Annotated in this window: 16 protein-coding genes; 13 read left to right on the forward strand and 3 right to left on the reverse strand. The window is 64.2% G+C overall.

Annotated features, from left to right (window positions below; genetic code table 11):
- The first annotated feature begins 127 nt into the window (after positions 1–127).
- The 5 genes from smc (at position 128) to RP6297_RS06230 (ending at position 9,030) form a co-directional block, all read left to right on the forward strand.
- Positions 128–3,643, forward strand: coding sequence for a chromosome segregation protein SMC (gene smc / locus RP6297_RS06210; RefSeq protein ID WP_009238248.1), 3,516 nt, complete (start codon positions 128–130; stop codon positions 3,641–3,643).
- Complete coding sequence (locus RP6297_RS06215) at positions 3,644–4,858, forward strand: cell division protein ZipA C-terminal FtsZ-binding domain-containing protein (protein WP_009238247.1); 1,215 nt, start codon at positions 3,644–3,646, stop codon at positions 4,856–4,858.
- Positions 4,859–4,868: 10 nt separating this feature from the next.
- Complete coding sequence (ligA, locus tag RP6297_RS06220) at positions 4,869–7,310, forward strand: NAD-dependent DNA ligase LigA (RefSeq protein WP_009238246.1); 2,442 nt, start codon at positions 4,869–4,871, stop codon at positions 7,308–7,310.
- Positions 7,307–7,840: a peptide deformylase gene (def, locus tag RP6297_RS06225; protein ID WP_009238245.1), complete on the forward strand. Its 534-nt coding sequence runs from the start codon at positions 7,307–7,309 to the stop codon at positions 7,838–7,840. The genes ligA and def overlap by 4 nt, the downstream gene beginning before the upstream one ends.
- A 68-nt stretch (positions 7,841–7,908) precedes the next feature.
- Positions 7,909–9,030, forward strand: a complete 1,122-nt coding sequence (locus RP6297_RS06230) for an alpha/beta fold hydrolase (protein ID WP_009238244.1) — start codon at positions 7,909–7,911, stop codon at positions 9,028–9,030.
- A 73-nt stretch (positions 9,031–9,103) separates the two neighbouring features.
- On the opposite strand, the gene RP6297_RS06235 is transcribed toward RP6297_RS06230, so the two are convergent.
- The 3 genes from RP6297_RS06235 to map form a co-directional block, all read right to left on the reverse strand.
- Positions 9,104–10,792, reverse strand: coding sequence for a pseudouridine synthase (locus RP6297_RS06235; protein WP_199517405.1), 1,689 nt, complete (start codon positions 10,790–10,792; stop codon positions 9,104–9,106).
- The gene (locus RP6297_RS06240) at positions 10,776–13,364 is read right to left on the reverse strand and encodes a [protein-PII] uridylyltransferase (RefSeq protein WP_009238242.1); all 2,589 of its coding nucleotides are present in this window, start codon (positions 13,362–13,364) and stop codon (positions 10,776–10,778) included. The genes RP6297_RS06235 and RP6297_RS06240 overlap by 17 nt, the downstream gene beginning before the upstream one ends.
- Before the next feature lie 118 nt (positions 13,365–13,482).
- Positions 13,483–14,307: a type I methionyl aminopeptidase gene (gene map / locus RP6297_RS06245; RefSeq protein ID WP_009238241.1), complete on the reverse strand. Its 825-nt coding sequence runs from the start codon at positions 14,305–14,307 to the stop codon at positions 13,483–13,485.
- Positions 14,308–14,611: 304 nt separating this feature from the next.
- On the opposite strand from map, the gene rpsB reads away from it, so the two are divergent.
- From rpsB to rseP, 8 genes are all read left to right on the forward strand, one after another.
- Entirely contained in the window at positions 14,612–15,355 is a 744-nt protein-coding gene (gene rpsB / locus RP6297_RS06250; protein ID WP_009238240.1) for a 30S ribosomal protein S2, read from the forward strand.
- Between the two features lie 253 nt (positions 15,356–15,608).
- A complete protein-coding gene (tsf, locus tag RP6297_RS06255) occupies positions 15,609–16,499 on the forward strand; it encodes a translation elongation factor Ts (RefSeq protein ID WP_009238239.1) in 891 nt (296 codons plus the stop codon).
- A gap of 291 nt (positions 16,500–16,790) precedes the next feature.
- Positions 16,791–17,501, forward strand: coding sequence for a UMP kinase (gene pyrH, locus RP6297_RS06260; protein WP_009238238.1), 711 nt, complete (start codon positions 16,791–16,793; stop codon positions 17,499–17,501).
- Between the two features lie 177 nt (positions 17,502–17,678).
- A complete protein-coding gene (frr, locus tag RP6297_RS06265; protein WP_009238237.1) occupies positions 17,679–18,239 on the forward strand; it encodes a ribosome recycling factor in 561 nt (186 codons plus the stop codon).
- Between the two features lie 52 nt (positions 18,240–18,291).
- Positions 18,292–19,068 carry a polyprenyl diphosphate synthase gene (gene uppS / locus RP6297_RS06270; RefSeq protein WP_009238236.1) on the forward strand — a complete coding sequence of 259 codons (777 nt, stop codon included), beginning with the start codon at positions 18,292–18,294 and terminating at the stop codon, positions 19,066–19,068.
- Between the two features lie 3 nt (positions 19,069–19,071).
- On the forward strand, positions 19,072–19,890 hold the full coding sequence (locus RP6297_RS06275; protein WP_009238235.1) for a phosphatidate cytidylyltransferase: 819 nt from the start codon (positions 19,072–19,074) through the stop codon (positions 19,888–19,890).
- A gap of 11 nt (positions 19,891–19,901) precedes the next feature.
- A complete protein-coding gene (ispC, locus tag RP6297_RS06280; RefSeq protein WP_009238234.1) occupies positions 19,902–21,092 on the forward strand; it encodes a 1-deoxy-D-xylulose-5-phosphate reductoisomerase in 1,191 nt (396 codons plus the stop codon).
- Positions 21,093–21,178: 86 nt separating this feature from the next.
- Positions 21,179–22,567 carry an RIP metalloprotease RseP gene (gene rseP / locus RP6297_RS06285; protein ID WP_009238233.1) on the forward strand — a complete coding sequence of 463 codons (1,389 nt, stop codon included), beginning with the start codon at positions 21,179–21,181 and terminating at the stop codon, positions 22,565–22,567.
- The last annotated feature ends 34 nt before the right edge of the window (positions 22,568–22,601 follow it).

A 22,601-nucleotide genomic window follows, 5' to 3' on the forward strand; every position in this document is an offset into this window, starting at 1 on the left:
GCGCCATCCGCGCCCCTGGGGCGTGCCTTGTCAGTCCACGCCGAACGGCGTGGGTGTGACCGTTAAGGCGCGCTCCTGGGGCGCCCGCTTTATCCCCCTTTTCTGATCCCTTCGAGACGAACACAACGTGCGCCTCTCTTCGATCAAGCTCGCAGGCTTCAAGTCTTTCGTCGATCCGACCAATTTTCATGTTCCGGGCCAGCTTGTCGGCATCGTCGGCCCGAACGGTTGCGGTAAATCCAACATCATCGACGCCGTGCGCTGGGTGCTCGGCGAATCACGCGCCGCGGAACTCCGTGGCGAATCGATGCAAGACGTCATCTTCAACGGCTCCACCCAGCGTAAGCCGGCCGGCCGGGCTAGCGTCGAACTCGTCTTCGACAACGCGGAAGGCCGCGCCGCCGGCCAGTGGAGCCAGTACGCCGAAGTGGCGGTCAAGCGCGTGCTGAGCCGCGATGGCACCTCGTCGTATTTCATCAACAACCAGGCGGTGCGCCGCCGCGACATCCAGGACATCTTCCTCGGCACGGGCCTGGGGCCGCGCGCCTACGCCATCATCGGGCAGGGGATGATCTCGCGCATCATCGAGGCCAAGCCCGATGACATGCGCATCTTCCTGGAAGAAGCCGCGGGCGTGTCGAAGTACAAGGAACGCCGCCGCGAAACCGAAAACCGCCTCTCCGACACGCGTGAAAACCTGACGCGCGTGGAAGACATCCTGCGCGAACTCGGCACCAATCTCGAAAAGCTCGAGGGCCAGGCGGAAGTTGCGCAGCGCTTCCAGACGCTGCAGGCAGAAGGCGAAGAGAAGCAGCACCTGCTGTGGCTGCTGCGCAAGCGTGAAGCGCAGGCTGAGCAAGAGCGCCATCAGCGTGCCATCGAACAGGCGCAGATCGACCTGGAAGCACAGACCGCGCAGTTGCGCCATATCGAGGCCGAACTCGAAACGATGCGCGTGGCGCATTACGCCTCGTCCGATGCGATGCACGCCGCGCAGGGCGCGCTCTACGAAGCCAACTCCGAAGTCAGCCGTCTGGAAGCCGAGATCCGCTACGTGGTGGAATCGCGCAATCGCATCCAGCAGCAGATCGCCACGCTGACCGCGCAGCAGGAACAGTGGCATACGCAGGGCGAGCAGGCGCAGGAAGACCTCGCCGCCGCCGAGGAAGAGCTGGCAATGGCCGAGGAGCGTGCTGCGCAGGCCGCCGAGGACGTCGCGCGCAAAGCCGACGAACTCCCCGCCATGGAAGCGCAGTGGCGCGATGCGCAGACCGCGCTGAACGATCAACGCGCCGCGATCCTGCAATCGGAACAGGCCCTCAAGCTCGAAGCCGCACACCAGCGCAATGCCGATCAGGCCCTGCTGCAGCTCGAACAGCGCCGCGAACGTCTGACGCAAGAGTCATCCGGCCTCGACAAGCCGGACGACGTGCAGCTGGAAACGCTGCGTGCCGAACTGGCTGAGCAGGAAGAGGTGCTGGCCGAAGCGCAAGCCGCGCTGGAAGACGCAGAGACACAAGTGCCGCAGCTCGACGAGGCACGCCGCGCCGCGCAGGACCGCGTGCAATCGGAAGCCGCCGCCATCGCTAGCCTGGAAGCGCGCCTCGCCGCGCTCAAGCAGCTGCAGGAGAACGTGCAGACCGACGGCAAGGTCCAGCCGTGGCTGGCCAAGCATGAGCTGAGCGAACTGCCGCGCTTCTGGAAGAAGCTCCAGATCGAGCAGGGCTGGGAGCCGGCACTCGAAGCGGTGCTGCGCGAAAAGCTTGGCGCGCTGGAAGTCTCCAACCTCGATTGGATCAAGGCGTTTGCGGCCGACGCGCCGCCCGCCAAGCTCGCCTTCTATGCGCCCCCGCCCGCAGCGCGTCCGGTCGAGGCGCCGGCGGGGTTGCGTCCGCTGATGTCGCTGGTGCAGGTGACGGAGCCCGGCATGCGCGCCGTGCTGCAAGACTGGCTGGCCGACGTCTATATCGCCGACGACATGCAGGCTGCGCTCGCCGCGCGGCAGACGTTGCCGGAAGGCGGCACGTTTGTGGTCCAGGCCGGGCACTTGATTGGCCGGTCGTCGGTGCAGTTGTACGCGCCCGATTCCGAGCAGGCCGGCATGCTGGCGCGCGCGCAGGAGATCGAGAACCTGCACAAACAGGTGCGTGCGCAGATGCTGTTGGCTGACGAAGCCAAGAGTGCCGCCGTGCGCGCCGAAGCGGCGTACAGCCAGGCCAGCCAGAACCTCACGCAGGTGCGGGCCCGCGCCGAACAGGCCACGCGCCGCGTGCACGTGCTGCAGATGGATGTGCTCAAGCTGTCGCAGGCGATGGATCGCTACAACGCACGCAGCGGCCAGATCGACAGCGAGTTGGACGAGATTCGCGCGCAGATCGAAGAGCAGCGTGCCATCCGTGCCGAATCCGAAGCGACGTTCGAACAGCACGACGCGGCGCTCGCCGACATGCAGGCGCGCTTTGAAGACAGCCAGCAGGCGTTCGAAGCGCTGGAAGTTCGCCTGAGCGATGCGCGCAACGCCTTGCGCGATCAGGAGCGCGGCGCACAGGAGGCGCACTTTGCCGAGCGCAATCTGCAGAACCGCATTGCCGAACTGAAGCGCAACATCCAGGTGGCGAGCGACCAGGCGCAGCAGATCGTGCTGACGCTGGAAAACGCGCGCGCCGAGCTGGAAACCATCAACGAGCAGACCGCGCATACCGGACTGCAGGAAGCACTGGAGCGCCGCGCCGAGAAGGAAGAAAAGCTCGGGCTGGCGCGCATGGAACTGGATGCGCTGACCGCGCAACTGCGCACGCACGACGAGCAACGCCTGACTGCAGAGCGCGCCCAGCAACCGCTGCGCGATCGCATTACCGAGCTGCAGTTGAAGGAACAGGCCGCGCGCCTGAACCAGGAGCAGTTCACCGAGCAGCTCACCGCTGCCAATGTGGACGAAGCAGCGTTAGCCGAACGTCTGACCGGCGATCTGAAACCGTCCTACTTGCAAGGCGAAGTCACGCGCATCAACAACGCCATCAACGCGCTCGGGCCGGTCAACATGGCCGCGCTCGACGAACTGGCGGCAGCGCGGGAGCGCAAGGGCTTCCTGGATGCACAATCGGCCGATTTGACCGACGCCATCACCACGCTGGAAGACGCCATCCGCAAGATCGACCAGGAAACGCGCGCGCTGTTGCAAGGCACGTTCGACCAGGTCAACTATCACTTTGGCGAGCTGTTCCCGACGCTGTTCGGCGGCGGCCAGGCCAAGCTGATGATGACCGGCGAAGAGATTCTCGATGCAGGCGTGCAGGTGATGGCGCAGCCGCCGGGCAAGAAGAACTCGACCATTCACCTGCTGTCGGGCGGCGAGAAAGCGCTGACCGCGATTGCGCTGGTGTTTGCGATGTTCCAGCTGAATCCGGCCCCGTTCTGCCTGCTCGACGAGGTGGATGCCCCGCTGGACGACGCCAACACCGAGCGCTACGCCAACATGGTCAAGCGCATGTCTGACAAGACCCAATTCGTTTTTATTTCTCACAACAAGATTGCGATGGAAATGGCGCAACAGCTCATCGGTGTGACCATGCAGGAACAAGGTGTGTCCCGGATCGTGGCGGTGGACATGGATGCCGCGCTGACCATGGCGGAGGCGGCGTAAATGCAGGACAACAACCTGGTGATGGCCCTGCTGGGCGCAGGCGTGGTGTTTGTGCTCGTGATTGTTGTCTACAACCAGTGGCAAATCCGCAAGGCGCGCCGGCCCGAGGTATATAACCCGGCCGTCGACGAGACGCCCCGCGGCGAAGGCTGGACCGAGCGCGCCGAACCCGCCCTGGGCGGAGAGCGCGACGAGACCGGCCGCGTCGAACCGCGTCTTGAGCCCGGTTTCTCGGCGAAGACGCACACGCCCGCCACGGGCAGCGCCGAAACCGAAGCCGGCGTGATCGGAGCCGAACTTACGCCGTCGGGCGACGATGCTGCGCTCGAGGCCGCCGAAGCGGAAGCGGCGGCCGAGCCCGCGCCGGGTTCGCTGGAGCCCGCCAATGGCGTGATCGATCCGCTGATCGATTCCATCGTGCCGCTGCATCCGGAACGCGAAGTGTCGGGCGACCGCCTGCTGCCGGCGCTCGCCAAGCTGCGCCGCGCAGGCACCAAGCAGGTCCACGTGGAAGGTTTGAACCCTGCCGCCAATGCGTGGGAAGCCATCCGCGCCGGTCAACGCTATCTTGACGTGCAAGTGGCCGTGCAACTGGCCAACCGCACGGGCCCGCTGAATGCGCTGGAGTTCTCGGAATTCATCAACGCGATCGATCCGCTGTCGGAAGCGGCCGATGCGGTGCCGGAACTGCCGGACATGAACGAGACGATTTCCAATGCGCGCGAACTCGACGCGTTTGCCGCCGAGTGCGACGTGCAACTGGGCGTGAGCGTGATCTCCGACGGCGCCCCATGGTCGGCAGCGTATGTGCAGACGGTGGCCACGCAAGACGGGCTGGTGCTCTCGCGCGACGGCACGCGTTTCACGCGCTTCCACGCCGGTGCCGATGGCGTGCAGCGCGCGCTGTTCACCCTCCAGTTTGGCGACACCAATTTCCTGCGCGATGACCTGACCGTCAAGGCCGGCCGACAGATCACGCTGTTGCTCGATGTGCCGGTGGCGGAAGAGTCGAGCAAGCCCTTCAAGCTGGTGTGCGAATACGCCTACACGCTGTCGCAGCGCATGGGTGCGCAGGTCGTGGATGACAACCTGCGTCCGCTGACAGAGCAGTCGTTCGTCGCCATCCAGAAGCATCTGCGGGTGCTGTACGACAAGCTTGAAGCGCGCGGCATCCCGGCCGGTTCGAGCACTGCGGTGCGCTTGTTCAGCCACTGACGGGCCCACGATGAGCAAGATTGCAGAACCCGCGTCCGGTACCACGCCCGAGGCGCGGGCAGCCTGGCTGCGTGCCGAGCTGAACCGCTACGCCCACGAGTACTACGTGCTCGACCAGCCCAGCGTGCCCGACGCTGAATACGACCGGCTCTATCGCGAGCTGGAAGCGCTGGAGGCCGAACATCCCGAACTGAAGACACCCGATTCGCCCACGCTGCGGGTCGGTGGCGCCGTCCTGCCCGAATTTGCGGCGGTCAGGCATGTCATCCCCATGCTGTCGATCCGCACCGAGACCGACACCACCCCCAACGGCGCGCGCGCGTTCGACGCCAGCGTACGCCGCGAGCTGGGCCTTGATGACACCGATCCGCCCGTGGAATACGCCGCCGAGCTGAAGTTCGATGGCCTGGCGATCGGCCTGCGCTACGAGCGCGGTTATCTCGTGCAGGCCGCCACACGTGGCGATGGCACCACGGGCGAAGACGTCACGCAGAACATCCGCACGATCCGCCAGATTCCGCTGGGGCTGTCGCCAGTTGATGGCCACGTGCCCGACGTGCTGGAGGTGCGCGGCGAGGTCTACATGCGTCGCGACGACTTCGAGAAGCTCAACGTCCGCCAGCGAGAGCGCGGTGACAAGACCTTCGTCAACCCGCGCAATACCGCGGCCGGCGCCGTGCGCCAGCTCGATCCGAAGATGGCTGCCGAGCGCCCGCTCTCGTTCTTCGCCTATGGGCTGGGCGAGGTGGTCGGCTGGAAGGGCATGCCCGGGACGCATTCCGGCATGCTCGACGCGCTGCAGGCGTTCGGTTTTCCGGTCAGCGCGGAACGCGCCGCGGTGAAGGGCGGAGATGGGCTGGTCGAGTTCCATGACGCCATCGGTGCCAAGCGCGACAGCTTGCCGTTCGACATCGACGGCGTCGTCTACAAGGTCAACTCGCTCGCGTTGCAGCGTGAACTCGGCTTTCGCTCACGTGAGCCGCGCTGGGCGGTTGCGCACAAATATCCGGCGCAGGAAGCGCTGACCACGGTCGAATCCATTGACGTGCAAGTCGGCCGGACGGGCGCCATCACGCCGGTGGCGCGGCTGGTGCCGGTGTTTGTTGGCGGGGTAACGGTCACCAATGCGACGCTGCACAACGAAGATGAAGTGCGCCGCAAGGACGTACGCGTGGGCGACACCGTGGTCGTGCGGCGCGCGGGTGACGTGATTCCCGAGGTGGTGAGTGTGGTGCTTGATCGCCGCCCACTGGATGACGTCCCGGGCAGCGACTTGTTCAATCCGCGGCAGCAGCCCAAGTACCCGCCATTCGAACTGCCGAAGACGTGCCCGGTTTGCGGCTCGCACGTCGTGCGCGAAGAGGGTGAGGCGGTGGCCCGTTGCTCCGGGGGGCTGTTCTGCTCGGCGCAGCGCAAGGAGGCGATCCGCCACTTTGCCGGTCGCCGCATGATGGACATCGAAGGTCTGGGCGAGCGTTACATCGACAACCTGGTCGAGCTGGACTACGTGCACGGCATCGCCGACCTGTACAAGCTCACGCTCGAAGATTTTCTGGAGATGAAGCGCCGTGCGGACGAACGTGATGGCGTGAAGCCCGAGACGGTTTCCGCAGGCAAGATCGCCACCAAGTGGGCCGAGAATCTGCTGGAGGGCATCCAGGCCAGCAAGACGCCTCCGCTGGCGCGCTTCCTGTTTGCGCTGGGCATTCGCCACGTGGGCGAGTCGACCGCCAAGACGCTTGCCGACTGGCTCGGCAGCCTGGCCATGATCCGGCGTGCGCCTGCGCCGCTGCTGCTGGCGCTGCCCGATGTGGGTGCCACGGTGGCTGAAGCCATCGCCGATTTCTTTGCCGAGCCGAAGAACCAGCAGGCGCTCGATGCGCTGCTCGAAGCCGGTGTTGCACCGCAAGGCGAGCATGCGCCCAACGCGAAGCTGCGCGAGAAGCTGGAGCCGGCCGAACTGTACGCCACGCTGGGCGTGCCCAAGCTGACCGCCACGCGCGCAAAGCAATTGGCCGTGGCAGCGCCAACGCTTGCCCAGCTGGCCAGCGTTGAGCCCGATCAGTTGGCTGGCCTGCCCGCGGATGTGACTGCATCGCTGCTCGAATGGCTCGCCTCGCACGACCATCGCGCGCAGCTGGCGAAGCTCGACGCGCTGCGCGGCGAGTTGCTCGCTGCCATGCCTGCTGAGGCCGCCGAAGAAGGCGTGCTGGCCGGCAAGACAGTCGTTTTGACCGGCACATTGCCGAACCTCACGCGTGACGAAGCCAAGGCTATGCTGGAAGCAGCAGGCGCCAAGGTATCGGGTTCGGTGTCGAAAAAGACCGACTACGTTGTCGCCGGAGAAGATGCCGGCAGCAAGCTCGCCAAAGCCGAAGAATTGAACGTGAAGGTTCTGGACGAAGCGGGTATGCTCGCGCTGTTAAAAAAACCGGCGGGAGACCAGGCATGATCCGAAACATCCTCAAGATGGGCGACAGCCGGCTGCTGCGCGTTGCCAAGCCGGTCGAGCGTTTCCACACGCCCGAACTGACTGCCCTGATCGAAGACATGTTTGACACCATGGATGCGGCCCGCGGTGCCGGTCTGGCAGCCCCGCAGATCGGCGTGGATCTACAGGTCGTCATCTTCGGGTTCGATCGTAACGACCGGTATCCGGATGCACCGGCCGTGCCGAAGACGGTGTTGATCAACCCGACCGTCGAGCCGCTGTCGGACGAGATGGAAGAGGGCTGGGAAGGGTGCCTCTCGGTACCCGGCCTGCGCGGTGTGGTGCCGCGCTACACGCGCCTGCGCTATACCGGCTTCGACCAGCATGGCCATGCCATCGACCGTATTGCCGAGGGCTTCCACGCCCGCGTCGTGCAGCACGAATGCGATCACCTGCAGGGCGTGCTGTACCCGATGCGCGTCAAGGATTTCACTCGCTTCGGCTTTACCGAAGTGCTGTTCCCGGAATTGCCCGCCAATCACGACGACTGATCGAGACTGCGGGAGCGTCGGACCTGCGGGGGCGGGTAGGCGCGTGTTTCATCCACCACGGAGACGATATGAAGCGCGATGGTTTGAGGGGCTGGCGCCGGTTGGCGCTTGGAGTGGCCATGACTGCGATGCTAGGGCTGGCCGCATGCGCGGGGCCGCAGACGCCGGAAACGACCGCGGCTGCGTCGGCTGCGCAGAAGCCTCAGGGGCCCGTCTGGCAGCGCGTGCATCTTGGTACCGATGCAGCGGGCTACGATTTCCCCGTCTACGCCAACCATCCGCTTGATGGCAACCTCGGCAGCATCCGCGAAGTCGTGTTCGTGCAGCACGGCCTGCAGCGCAACGGAAACGATTACTACACCGCTGGCGCCGAGCTGCTCCAGGCCAGCGGCCGTAATCCCGACGAGGTCCTGCTGATTGCCCCGAACTTTCCCGGTACGCCTGACGAAGGCAAAGGCTTCGACGGCATGCCGGTGTGGTCGGTGGACGGCTGGATTGGCGGCTTCAACGCCACCAACGCACCGTATACGGACCTGAGTTCGCTCAAGGTGCTCGATGACCTGATCGGCTACGTGACCGACCCGGCACGCGCGCCCAACGTCAAGCGCGTAACGGTGGCAGGCCATTCGGGCGGCGGCCAGATCGTGCAACGCTACGCTGTGCTCAACAACGTCGACGAGGCGATCCGCAAGCGCGGCATCGACCTGCGCTACGTGATCGCCAACCCCTCCTCATATCTGTATTTCACGCCGGAGCGTCCGCGCGGCAAGGGGTTTGCGCGCTACAGCACCAGCGTCTGCCCGGACTACGACCACTACAAGTACGGCATGGTCGACATGGTTCCGTATGCCGCCGGCAAGACCGGTCGCCAATTGTTCAACCGATACGCGCAGCGCCACGTGACTTACCTGGTCGGCACGCACGACAACGACCCGAATCACCGCGTACTCGACAAGTTGTGCGGTGCCGAGGCTGAAGGCCCGACGCGCCTGGATCGCGCACGTAACTACTGGCGCTACGAGCGCTATCTGGCGGGGCGCAAGCGCGTCAACCATCAGGCGCACGAAGTGGTCGGCGTAGGCCACGAGCAGGCGAAGATGTTCGGTTCGCGTTGTGGCGCACAGGCCGTGTTCGGCATGCCTGCGTCGGCCAACACCTCGGGGGCAGCCTGCCAGGCTCCGCATCTGTAATGTAGGCAGAGCACGAAAAAACCGGTCAACGCAGGGTGCGCTGACCGGTTTTTTGTTTGGGGCTGAGGCTGCCTCAGAACTTCTCGAACGGCCCCAGGAATCGCCACTGGCCGACCGGCAGATCGCCCAGCACGATGCTGCCCATGCGGATGCGCTTCAGGCCCACCACTTCCAGTCCCACCTGTTCGCACATGCGGCGGATTTGGCGTTTCTTGCCTTCGCGCAGAACAAAGCGCAACTGCTCTTCGTTTTGCCAGCTCACCTTTGCAGGCTTGAGTGCTTCGCCGTCGAGCGACAGGCCAAAGCGCAGCTTCTCCATCAGCTCTTCCGGGAAGACCTTGGAGATGTCGTGCTCGACAACGCCGTCCGGTGAATGCCACACCACGCGCACCAAGTATTCCTTCTCGACCGTCGAATCCTCGCCAATCAGGTGGCGTGCCACTCGGCCGTCCTGCGTCAACACCAGCAAGCCGGTGGAGTCGATATCCAGCCGCCCGGCCGGCGCCAGTGCCCGACGCTGCCACGGCGCGAAGCGCTTGCGCGTAGGATCGCCTTCCCACTGGTTTTCCGGCACGAATAGCGAAACGGCTGGCTGATAGCCGTCTTCCGCCTGGCCCGAAACGTAGCCGACCGGCTTGTGCATCAGCACGGTGACGCGCTCGCCTTGCTCGGATCGCGCTGACTGGTGGATTTCGATGATCGCATCCGGCTTGACGCGCGACCCCAGTTCGGTGACCGGCTCGCCATCCACCAGCACCCAGCCACGCGGAATCCATTCGTCGGCCTCGCGGCGAGAGCACAGACCCAGTTCGGACATGCGTTTGGACAGACGGACCAGCCCGCTGGATTCGGTTTGCGCGGCCTGGCGTGGTGGCTGCTCCTCGGCATGACGCGGAGCGCGTTCCTCACGCTCGCGCTCGGGCCTTTGCGGACGTGCCGGACGATCATCGAAGCGACGCGGTGGTCGGTCGTTGTCAAAACGACGCGGAGGGCGTTCGTCATCGAAGCGACGCGGAGCCCGGTCATCGCCATAGCGGCGGGGCGGTCGTTGCTCATCGTTGAACCGACGCGGCGGGCGTTCATCGTCAAAGCGTCGTGGAGGCCGCTGGTCGCCATCGCGACGCGGCGCGCGTTGATCGTCGCCATAGCGGCGTGGGCGCTCGTCATCGAAACGACGAGGCGGCCGTTGGTCGTCGCTGAACCTGCGCGGCGGGCGCTCATCGTCAAAGCGTCTCGGGGGACGGTCGTTGTCGAACCTGCGCGGCGGACGCTCGTCGTCGAACCGGCGAGGTGGGCGATCTTCGAACCGACGCGGCGGGCGCTCATCGTCAGAGCGGCGGGGCGATCGTTGCTCGTCATTGAACCGACGCGGCGGACGCTCGTCATCAAAGCGTCGCGGCGGGCGATCGCCTTGCATGCGGCGCGGCTTGGCTTCGCGCGTCTGGCCGTCGTCGTCGCGTCGCGCAGGACGTGCGGGGCGAGGCGGCTTACCTGCGCCTTCTTCCTGCTTGGGGCGGCGCTGGGCTGGGCGCAGCGGCTGGCGCTCGCGGTTCAGGTCGGAAGAACGCAGCGGCTTGCCGGTGGAGCGTACGGTATTGCCTTCGTCGTCGCGGCGCACGCCGAGCGTTGCACGCTTGCCCGGGCGGGTGGCGCGCTGAGTCGGGTCGCTGGCGCCGCGCTTGTCGTCGTCGCCCGGAAAATCATCGGAATCGGTAGTCATGAATCTAGACCGGTAAGGCTGGCGCTCAGATGGCGAGCGCATCAAGCAGCTCGCTTTCAAGCTCGAGCTGCAGTTTGTTGTCCTGGGTCAGACGGGTGCCGTCGACCAGGAAGATGTCTTCCACGCGCTCGCCCAGCGTGTTGATGCGCGCGGTGTGTACCGACACGCGACGGTGTGCGAGCACGCGGGCAATGGCGTAGAGCAGACCGGTGCGGTCTGTTGCAGAAATGGACAGCAGGTAATACTGGCCGCGCTCGTCCGCCCGCAGGTCGACGCGCGGCTTGATCGGGAAGCTGCGCGACTGGCGCGAGATGCGCCCACGCGGCGGCTCGGGCAGGGCGGTTTCGCGCGAGATCTGCTCGGCGAGTTCGTGCTCGACCAGCGTGATGATGTCGCGGTAATGGCCGGGCTCCACCAGGCCGCTGCCGGGATCGGCCACCTGGAAGGTGTCGAGCGCGTAGCCGTGTTTGGTGGTGTGGATCTTGGCGTCCAGAATCGTCAGGCTCTTGCGCTCGAAGTAGCCGCAGATGCGCGTAAAAAGATCGGGCCGATCCGGCGAGTACACCGCCACCTGCAGGCCGACGCCCGCTGGCGAAATGCGTGCTCGCACGATGGGAATCGTCGTGTCGACACGGTTGTAGAAATGCCGCGTGAACCAGGCGATGTCGCGCGCGTCGTGGCGCAGGAACACGCCCACGTCGAGCTGTTTCCACAGTGCCTCGTGTGCAGTGTCGTCCAGCGCGGCCAGGCGCAGCAGGGCGCGCGCTTCTTCCTTGCGGCCTTCGAGCACGGCGTGCGGGTCCGTGGTGGCGCCGCCGAGCACGCGCAGCGTCATGCGATACAGGTCTTCCAGCAGCTTGCCCTTCCAGGCGTTCCACACCTTGGGGCTGGTGCCGCGGATGTCGGCAACGGTCAGCAGATACAGCGCGGTCAGCCGACGCTCGGTGCCGACCAGATCGGCAAAATGGCGGATGACTTCGGGATCGCCGAGGTCCTGCTTCTGCGCGACCTGGCTCATCGTCAGGTGATGCTCGACAAGCCAGACGATCAAGTCTGCGTCTTCCTTGGCGATGCCGTGTTCCTTGCAGAAGCGCCGTGCGTCGGACATGCCGAGCACGGAGTGATCACCGCCGCGTCCTTTCGCAATGTCATGGAACAGCGCGGCCACGGTCAGCACCCACGGCTTGTCGAAGTTCGCCATCAACTGGCTGCAGAACGGAAACTCGTGCGTGTGCTCGACGATGGCGAAACGGCGGATATTGCGCACCACCATCAAGATGTGCTGATCGACCGTGTAGACGTGGAACAGGTCGTGCTGCATCTGCCCGACGATGCGGCGGAAGTTGACCAGGTAGCGGCCGAGCACGCTGGTCTGGTTCATCAGGCGCAGCGCGTGCGTGATGCCCTGCGGCTGTTGCAGGATCGACAGGAACAGCGCGCGATTGGCCGGATCCTTGCGCCATTTGGCGTCCATCAACGTCCGCGCGTTGTAGAGCGCGCGCATCGTGCTGGCTGCCAATCCCTTGATGCCGCGCGTCTGCTCGTAAAGCAGGAACGTTTCCAGGATGGCCGTCGGCTCGCGCTGGTAGAGATCGGCGTCGGCAATCTCGAGCATGCCCTGCCGTTCGACAAAGCGATCATTGATCCGCCGCGTGATACCCAGCTCGCTCGGGAACAGCCGCGCCTCGATGTTCTGCAGCACCACGGTATTGAGCTGCGTGACCGCCTTGGCCACCCAGTAATAGCGGCGCATGAGCTGTTCGCTCGCGCGCTTGGCGGTGGTCGGGCGGTATCCGAACGATTCGGCCAGTTGCGTCTGCAGATCGAACACCAATACGTCCTGCCGGCGCCCGGCCAGCAGGTGCAGACGCGCGCGCACGGTTTTGAGCAAGCGCTCGTTGCTGGCCAGCTCCTGCGCTTCACGGCGCGTCAGCAGGCCATTGGCGAGCAGCTCGTTCCAGCTGGAGCCGAAACCAGCCGCGCGCGTCATCCACAGAATGACCTGCAGGTCGCGCAGGCCGCCGGGGCTTTCCTTGCAGTTCGGTTCGAGCGAGTAGGGCGTGTCCTGGTACTTGGCGTGCCGCTGGCGCATTTCCAGCAGTTTCGACTGGAAGAAGTCTGCGGCGTCCAGATGGCCTTGATAGTGCGTCTCGAACGTGCGGTATAACCCTTCGTCGCCCGTCAGCAGACGCGCTTCCAGCAGCGACGTGCGTACTGTTACGTCTTGTGCGGCTTCCTTGATGCACTCGTCGACCGTGCGCACCGAGGAGCCGATGTCCAGCCCCATGTCCCAGCAGCGGCCGATGAAGGCCTCCAGCCGGGCCTCCAAGGCCTTGTCTGCGGTGCCTGGCAGCAACAGGAGGATGTCCACATCGGAATGCGGAAACAGCTCGCCGCGCCCGTAGCCGCCCACGGCAATCAGCGCGCAGGTGGTGGGCATCTGCTCTTTCTGCCAAAGACGCACGAGCGCACGGTCCACCGCGCGCGCCAGCTTGGTCACAAGTTGCTGAACGTTGGCGTGCTGGTCGAACTGCGCGAACAGGTGCGCGCGCTCAGCTTTCAGGGCGTCGCGCGGATGAGTTTCTTCGGCAGGGACGGCGGCAGCGGAGGGCATGAGCAGAGCGTGAATGAAACAGCGACCGGAATGAGCCGGTCGCTGCAGGAGTTGAGCCGGTGCGGGGCGAGATCAGCGGGACGTTACCGCCGCTGAGGTCGCAGCTCGCCCGCGAGGATCAGGCCGTGGCGGGAGCGCCTTCGTGTACGAATTCGGGTGCCGGTGGCGTCAATGCAGACACCGTCAGCACTTCATGGCCGGTTTCCGTCACCAGAAGCGTATGTTCCCACTGCGCCGACAGGCTGCGGTCACGCGTCTTGACCGTCCATTGGTCGGGCATCGTGCGGATGTCGCGCTTGCCCGCGTTGATCATCGGTTCGATTGTGAAGATCATGCCGGCTTTCAATTCCATCCCCGTACCGGGCCGGCCGTAGTGCAGGATCTGCGGATCTTCGTGGAATTTCTTGCCGATGCCGTGGCCGCAATATTCACGCACCACGCTGTAGCCCGCGGCTTCGGCATGCTGCTGGATCACGTGGCCGATATCACCGAGTCGGGCGCCCGGACGCACTGCCGCAATGCCCTTCCACATGCATTCGAACGTCACCTGGGTCAGGCGCTTGGCGAGGATCGAGCCCTCGCCAACAACGAACGTGCGGCTGGTATCGCCGTAGTAGCCTTCCTTGGTGATGACTGTGATGTCGAGATTGACGATATCCCCATTCTTAAGCACCTTGTCGCCGGGAATGCCGTGGCAGATCACATCGTTGACCGATGTGCAGATCGATGCCGGGAAGGGCGGATAGCCTGGCGGCGCATAGTTCAGCGGTGCCGGCACGGTGCCTTGCACGTCACGCATGTAGGCGTGGCACAGCTGGTCCAGCTTGCCTGTCGTCACGCCGGGTACGACGAACGGCGTGATGTAGTCGAGAACTTCGGACGCAAGCCGGCAGGCCACGCGCATCTGCGCAATGTCTTCGGCGGTGTGAATGGTAACGGCCATGCTGTGACTCTTTCTGCACGCAGGCGCCTGGAGCGCCGCGTCGTGGCTAAAGGACGAATTATCGCACCAAAGCGCCCCGGCCGGGGTTTTCAGGCGGCGGGCGCCAGTCTTGCTCGGTTTGTCGCGGATACTCGGAAGGTCTTGAGTTGATTGGGTTTTTGGCGCTATAATCACTGGCTAAGCAGTTGCCGGTCGTGTGGCCGGTGGCGCTTGAAATCGCGAGCCGCTTCACCGCGGGTGTTTTTCGTATCGCATGCGAAGAATGTCTGAGGCGGCTTTAGACCTAACCCGACTGGAGAATTTCATGTCCGTAACCATGCGCGAAATGCTGGAAGCCGGTGTCCACTTTGGCCACCAGACCCGCTTCTGGAACCCCAAGATGGCCCCTTACATCTTCGGCCATCGCAACAAGATTCACATCATCAACCTGGAAAAGACGCTGCCGATGTACCAGGACGCACTGAAGTACGTGCGCCAACTGGCAGCCAACCGGGGCACCATTCTGTTCGTTGGTACGAAGCGTCAATCGCGCGAGATCCTGGCTGAAGAAGCGGCTCGCGCAGGCATGCCGTTCGTCGACAGCCGCTGGCTCGGCGGCATGCTGACCAACTTCAAGACGGTCAAGACCTCGATCAAGCGCCTGAAGGACATGGAAGTCGCCAAGGAAGCCGGCGCGACCGAAACCATGAGCAAGAAGGAAGCGCTGATGTTCGAACGCGAAATGGACAAGCTGGTGAAGTCCATTGGCGGCATCAAGGACATGGGCGGCATTCCGGACGCCATCTTCGTGGTGGACGTTGGTTACCACAAGATTGCCGTGACCGAAGCTGCCAAGCTGGGTATTCCGGTGATCGGCGTGGTTGACACGAACCACTCGCCGGAAGGCATCGACTACGTCATCCCGGGTAACGACGACTCGAGCAAGGCTGTTGCACTGTACGTGCGCGGCGTGGCCGACGCGATCCTGGAAGGCCGTGCGAATGCGGTCCAGGAAGTGGTTGAAGCGGCTCGCGGCGGCGACGACTTCGTCGAAGTCCAAGAAGGCTAAATACAAGAAGGCGGGCGCCCGCGGCTTGATTGCGCGGGACGCGTGCCAGGCCGCACCTGATGGAGCCCATCAGGGTTGATGGCCAGACAGGGGCGCGTAACAAACGCCCCTTTTTTTTGAAATTTGTCATGCGGATGCCCTACGCGCGTCGTATTTCGTGGGGCGGCCGGATGGAAACCGGACGACAGGCCGGCGCGAGGCGAAGACTGATCCGCGCGCGACCGGACGACGATCTGAAACAAGGAGCATGAGAATGGCGGCAATTACCGCAAGCATGGTTGCAGAACTGCGCGCGAAGACCGACGCGCCGATGATGGAGTGCAAGAAGGCCCTGACCGAAGCCGAAGGCAACCTGGAAAAGGCCGAAGAGATCCTGCGCGTGAAGCTGGGCAACAAGGCCGGCAAGGCCGCCTCGCGCATCACCGCTGAAGGCGTGGTGGCCGCAGCCGTGGAAGGCACGACCGGCGCGCTGGTCGAGATCAACTGCGAAACCGACTTCGTCTCGAAGAACGATTCGTTCCTGGCCTTCGCCAACTCGGTCGCAGCACTGATCGCCAAGAACAACCCGGCTGACGTCGCGGCTGTCGGCGCCCTGCCGCTGTCGCAAGACGGCTTCGGCCCGACGGTGGAAGACGTACGCGTGGGCCTGATCGGCAAGATCGGCGAGAACATGACGATCCGTCGCTTCCAGCGTTTCGAAGGCACTCAGCTGACTTCGTACCTGCACGGCACCCGCATCGGCGTGATGGTGGCATTCGAAGGCAACGAAGTGGCGGCCAAGGACGCAGCAATGCAGGCTGCCGCGATGAAGCCCGTGTCGCTGTCGGCTGACGACGTGCCTGCCGAACTGGTCGCCAAGGAGCGCAGCGTTGCCGAGCAGAAGGCTGCGGAATCGGGCAAGCCGGCTGAAATCGTTGCCAAGATGGTCGAAGGCAGCGTGCAGAAGTACCTGAAGGAAGTCTCGCTGCTGAACCAGCCGTTTGTGAAGAACGATAAGCAGACCGTTGAGCAAATGCTCAAGGCCGCCAACACGACCGTGAAGGCTTTTACGCTCTACGTGGTGGGCGAGGGCATCGAGAAGAAGCAAGATGACTTTGCCGCTGAAGTGGCCGCCCAAGTGGCCGCCGCCAAGCAACAGGCGTAATGCTGCAGCGGCTGTCTCCAACGGTGCGGCGAGCTGGCTTCCGGCGCAGGCCGGCAGGGGTCGTTTCCACCATTGGCGCAGCCGTATAATGCCAAACAGACAGGGCACCGAAAGGTGCCCTGTTTGCAGGTGCAGCCTGCTTGCGCGGGCATCGTTGGTGATTTTTCCGACGGCTTCCGCGCAAGAAGGTTGCGGGATGTGCGAAGTCCCCGCTTTGCACGTCGTTGTCATATCCGCAGCGTCATTTCCCCTTTCCTGTCTCCCGTACCAGGAATCGTCACGAGGATCTCCATGCCTGCCTACAAGCGCGTTCTACTCAAACTTTCCGGCGAAGCCCTGATGGGCGACGATGCCTTCGGCATCAACCGAAGCACCATCGAAGGGATGGTCAACGACATCGCTGAAATCGTGAAGTTGGGCGTGCAGGTGGCAGTGGTGATCGGCGGCGGCAACATCTTCCGCGGTGTCGCGGGCGGCGCCGCCGGCATGGACCGCGCCACAGCCGACTACATGGGCATGCTGGCCACCATGATGAACGCGCTGGCCCTGCAGGACGCCATGCGTCATGCGAACCTCGAAGGCCGCGTTCAATCGGCGCTGCGCCTGGACCAAGTGGTCGAACCGTACATCCGCCCGCGTGCCATCCGCCAGTTGGAAGAAGGCAAGATCGTCATCTTCGCCGCCGGCACCGGCAACCCGTTCTTCACGACCGACACCGCTGCGGCGCTGCGCGGCTCGGAAATCGGCGCCGAGATTGTGCTCAAGGCCACCAAGGTCGATGGGGTCTACACTGCCGATCCGAAGAAGGACCCGAGCGCCACGCGCTACACCACGATTACTTTTGACGAAGCCATTTCGCGCAACCTGCAGGTGATGGACGCGACCGCTTTCGCGCTGTGCCGCGACCAGAAGCTGCCGATCAAGGTGTTCTCGATCCAGAAGCCGGGCGCGCTCAAGCGCGTGATCCTGGGTGAAGACGAAGGCACGCTGGTGCACGTCTGAAGCCGTCGGAAAGCCGCATAGCAGGCGCCTTTTTTTACCGTTCGCTGACCCTGCGTAAATGGCGTTGGCGAGCGGCTTCCATGTAAAATCGCCTATTGTCTTTTTGGTCTTGCCGGTGCCCTGTGCCGTGTTCCGGGGTGCATGTTCGGCAGACCGCCGTTATCGTTCGGAGGAAGTATGAGCGTCGCCGATGTCAAGAAGAATGCCGAGCAGAAGATGCAGAAGTCGATCGAGGCTCTGAAGACCGATCTGGCCAAGATCCGTACTGGCCGTGCCCACACCGGTCTGCTCGATCACGTGCAAGTTGACTACTACGGCTCGATGGTACCCATCAGCCAGGTTGCCAACGTGACGCTGGTGGACGCACGCACGATTGGCGTGCAACCGTGGGAAAAGAAGATGGTGCAAGCCGTCGAAAAGGCCATCCGTGAAGCGGACCTCGGCCTGAACCCTGCCACGATGGGCGACATCATTCGCGTGCCGACCCCCGCCCTGACCGAAGAGCGCCGCAAGGAGCTGACCAAGGTCGTGAAGGGCGAGGGCGAGGATGCCAAGGTCGCCGTGCGCAACCTGCGTCGCGATGCCAATGAACAGCTCAAGAAACTGGTGAAGGACAAGGCGATCTCGGAAGACGACGAGCGTCGCGGTGGTGACGACATCCAGAAGCTGACCGACAAGTTCGTCGCCGAGATCGACAAGCTGGTCGCCGAGAAAGACAAGGAAATCATGACGGTGTAAGGCCGTCTCCCCTCGCCGGCGCATTGGGTGCAGGCGGTGGGAAGCCCGATTCATGCATATCAGTTCCACACTGGCGGTGCCAGACACCGCCGACACGCCGCGCCACGTTGCCGTCATCATGGACGGTAACGGCCGCTGGGCCACCGAACGGCACCTGCCTCGCGTGGCCGGGCATAGCCGCGGCCTCGATGCCGTACGTGCAACCGTTGAAGCGGCTGCGCGCCGTGGCGTCGGCTACTTGACGCTGTTTGCTTTCAGCTCCGAAAACTGGCGTCGCCCGGCAGAGGAAGTCACCTTCCTCATGAAGCTGTTCATGACGGCGCTGCGTCGCGAAGTGAGCAAGCTTCATGACAACGGCATCCGCCTGCGCGTGGTGGGCGATCTGTCGGCATTTAGCCCGCGCATCCAGCTCTTGATTCGAGAAGCGGAAGCCAAGACAGCCGCCAACCCCGGGCTGACCGTCACGATTCTCGCCAACTACGGTGGGCGCTGGGACATCCTGCAGGCTATGCGCGCGTTGTTGGCAGCGCAGCCCGGCATTGCACCCGACGCCATCACAGAAGAGATGCTGGCGCCGTACATGGCGCTGTCCTATGCGCCGGAGCCGGACCTGTTCATCCGCACCGGTGGCGAGCAGCGCATCAGTAACTTTCTGCTGTGGCAGCTTGCCTATTCCGAGCTGTACTTCACCGATCGCTACTGGCCGGATTTCGATGCCGCAGAGCTCGATCGCGCTTTTGCGTGGTATCGCAACCGCGAGCGCCGCTTTGGACGCACCAGCGCGCAGCTCGACCCCGATGTTCCCCCCGCGCTGTCCGCCGGAGCCTGACACATGCTGCTGACTCGCGTCATTACCGCTGTCTGCCTGCTGATTGTCATCCTGCCCATTTTGTTTTTCGCGCCGCCCGCCGGCCTGGCCGGACTGGTGACGGTATTTGCAGCCCTCGCGGCGTGGGAGTGGGGGCGTCTCGTGCGCCTGCCCGGCTGGTGGGGCCCCCTTCTCTATGCCGTCGTGGTCGTCATGCTGACGATCGCCTGGCACGACATACCCGTTCGTGGTGATGTGCGCCCGCTGTTCCATGGCGCAGTCATCGCCTGGGTGATCGCCTGGGCGCTGCTGGCAGGTGGCGTGCGCGAGTTGCATGGCACCCGCAGAATCGTTTTCGCGCTGCTTGGCTTGGTGATGTTGCCGGCGTTTGTGCATGGCGCCATTGAATTGCGCACGCACGGCGTCGCCTTTCTGCTGTCGGTCGCGTTGCTCGTGTGGGCGGCCGATGTGGGCGCGTATTTTGTCGGCAAGGCCATTGGCCGCCGCAAGCTTGCACCGACCATCAGCCCTGGTAAGTCGTGGGAAGGTGCGATCGGCGGCGCCGTGCTGGTTGCCGTGATCGCCACCGTGGCCGGCATCACGCACTGGTTTGCGCCGACGTGGTTTTCGCACCAGTTTGATCAGCGCGGCGCCGTCCTGGCCCTGGTGCTGACCATCCTGCTGGTGGCTGCAAGCGTCGGCGGCGATTTGTTTGAATCCCTGCTCAAGCGTCAGGTCGGCATGAAAGACAGCAGCCGCCTGTTGCCCGGCCACGGCGGCGTGCTCGATCGTATCGACGCGCTGCTGCCGGTGTTTCCGCTGGCTGCGCTGCTGATTTCCTGAGGCGTCCGAACATGATGCGTTTGACCGTTCTTGGCGCCACCGGCTCCATTGGCGACAGCACGCTCGACGTGGTGCGCCGTCATCCCGACAAGTACAGCGTTTTTGCGTTGACCGCCAACGCGCAGGCCGACAAGCTCGCGCTGCTCTGCCGCGAGTTTCGCCCGAAGATGGCGGTGCTTGGTTCGGCGGTCGCGGCGGATGCATTGCGTGACCAGCTCGGCGCAGAGGCCGCCGGCATCGAGATCCGTTTCGGCAGCGAGGCATTGGAAGAAGTTGCGGGCCACCCCGACTGCGATGCCGTGATGGCGGCCATCGTCGGCGCAGCAGGGTTGCGCCCGACGCTCGCTGCTGTGCGCGCCGGCAAGCGCGTGCTGCTGGCCAACAAGGAGGCGCTGGTCATGTCCGGCGCGCTCTTCATGGACGCCGTGCGTCAGCATGGCGCCACCGTGCTTCCAATCGACAGCGAGCACAACGCCATCTTCCAATGCCTGCCGCAGCAAGTTCCGCAGTTCGGGCGCGGCGTGTCACGCATCGTGCTGACGGCATCGGGCGGCCCGTTCCGCACGCGCCCTGTGGAGTCTCTTGCGGATGTCACGCCAGATCAGGCGTGCGCGCATCCGAACTGGGTGATGGGGCGCAAGATCTCGGTCGATTCCGCCACCATGATGAACAAGGGGCTGGAGGTGATCGAGGCGCACTGGCTGTTCGGCGTCCCGGTCGAGCATCTCGAAGTCCTGATCCACCCGCAGAGCGTCATCCATTCGATGGTCGGCTACGACGATGGCTCCGTGCTGGCGCAGCTCGGCAACCCGGATATGCGCACGCCGATCGCCTACGGCCTGGCATATCCCGAGCGCATCGAGGCCGGCGTTGCGCTGCTCGATCTCGTCACCACGGGCGCACTGACTTTCGAGGCGCCGGACCTGCGCCGATTCCCGTGCCTGGCGTTGGCGTTCGAGGCATTGCGTGCCGGTGGTACGGCACCTGCTGCTCTGAACGCGGCCAACGAGGTGGCTGTCGAGGCATTTTTGCAGCGCCGCATCCGGTTCACCGAGATTGCTGCCGTCGTGGCTGACACACTCGCCCGCACGTCGGTCGTGCCGGCTGATTCGCTTGACACCGTTTTTGCTGCCGACGCCCAGGCGCGTCAGCAGGCCGAGCGCTATATCTCGACCGTACGCGCGCAGCTGCCGGCTGCATGAAAGCGCGCCGTCAGAGCAAGCGGGTAACATAGCGGCTTCGCGCGGGCCAGCCTCGCGCGTGCCCTTCAGTGCATCCGGAGAAGGTTTTGCAGACCGTTTTAGCGTTTGTCTTTGCGATCGCGGTACTGATCGTCATCCACGAACTGGGCCACTACAGCGTCGCGCGACTGTGCGGCGTGAAAGTGCTCCGGTTTTCCGTTGGCTTTGGCAAAGTGCTGTTCCGCCGCGTCGGTCGTGGCCCTGACCACACCGAATGGACGATCTGCGCCATTCCACTGGGCGGCTACGTCAAGATGCTCGGCGAGGGATCGCGAGACCCCGAGAAAGACCCACCCATCCTTCCCGAAGACCTCCCACGCACCTTCGATCACCAGCCGGTCTACAAGCGATTCGCCATCGTGGCGGCTGGCCCGGTCGCCAATTTCCTTCTGGCGATTGCGCTTTACGCAGTGCTGGCATGGGTCGGCGCAATCGAGCCGTTGCCTATCCTCGGCGCTCCGCCGCCGGGCAGCATCGCCGCCCAGGCCGACTTGCGCGCCCGGGACCGGGTGATCGCTATCGGCACGGACGGCGAGACGCCGGCCTCTGTGCGCAGTTGGAGCGACGTCCGCATGCGCTTGTACTCGGCCGGCATCGCGGGGCGCGACGCGCTTGTGCAGGTGCGCGGCGCCGATGGTGCCGAACGCACCGTCCGCCTGCATGGCTTGCCGAGCGCGGCCCGTACGCCGCAGGCCGATGTGATTGACCAGATCGGTTTGCGTCTGCTCGGCGGCCCGGTCACCATCGTCGATGTGTTGCCCTCGAGTGCCGCAGCCCGTGCGGGGTTGAGAGCCGGAGACCAAATCGTTCGCTTCGCGGGCCAGCCCGCCGATCAGGCCATGGACCTCATCCGCCAGATCCGGGCCATGCCGGAGCAGAACGCCTCGATCGATATTCTGCGCAACGATCAGCCCATGACGTTGCCTGTTCGCCCTGATGCTGACACCGATCCCAAAAACCCGACCGGCCCGAAGATCGGCAAGCTTGGTGCGCAGCTCAACCAGAAGGTGGAAACGGCGATGATCCGGGATGAGCCGGTCGCCGCGCTGGGCCATGCCGTAGGCGAGGTCTGGCGGACTTCGGTGCTGTCGCTGCAGGTGCTGGGCAAGATGATTGTCGGTCAGGCATCTCTGCAGAATCTGAGCGGGCCGATCACGGTGGCGGACTTTGCGGGCAAGGCGGCAAGCCTTGGCTGGCAGACGTTTGTGAGCTTTCTCGCGTTGATCAGCGTTAGTCTCGGCGTGCTCAACTTATTGCCCGTTCCGGTATTGGATGGGGGGCATTTGCTGTATTATTGCGTGGAATTTTTGACTGGCCGACCCGTGCCGGAATCCTGGCAAGCAGTCCTTCAGAAGATCGGCGTCGCCTGCATCCTGCTTCTCACTTCGCTCGCCCTGTACAACGATTTGAGTCGGTTGTTTCTGACTCGTGGCTAGACCGTATTCAAATTGGGTCACTAAGCCGTATCGT

Origin of the sequence: Ralstonia pickettii, from assembly GCF_016466415.2 — a bacterium.
GTDB classification, from domain to species: domain Bacteria; phylum Pseudomonadota; class Gammaproteobacteria; order Burkholderiales; family Burkholderiaceae; genus Ralstonia; species Ralstonia pickettii.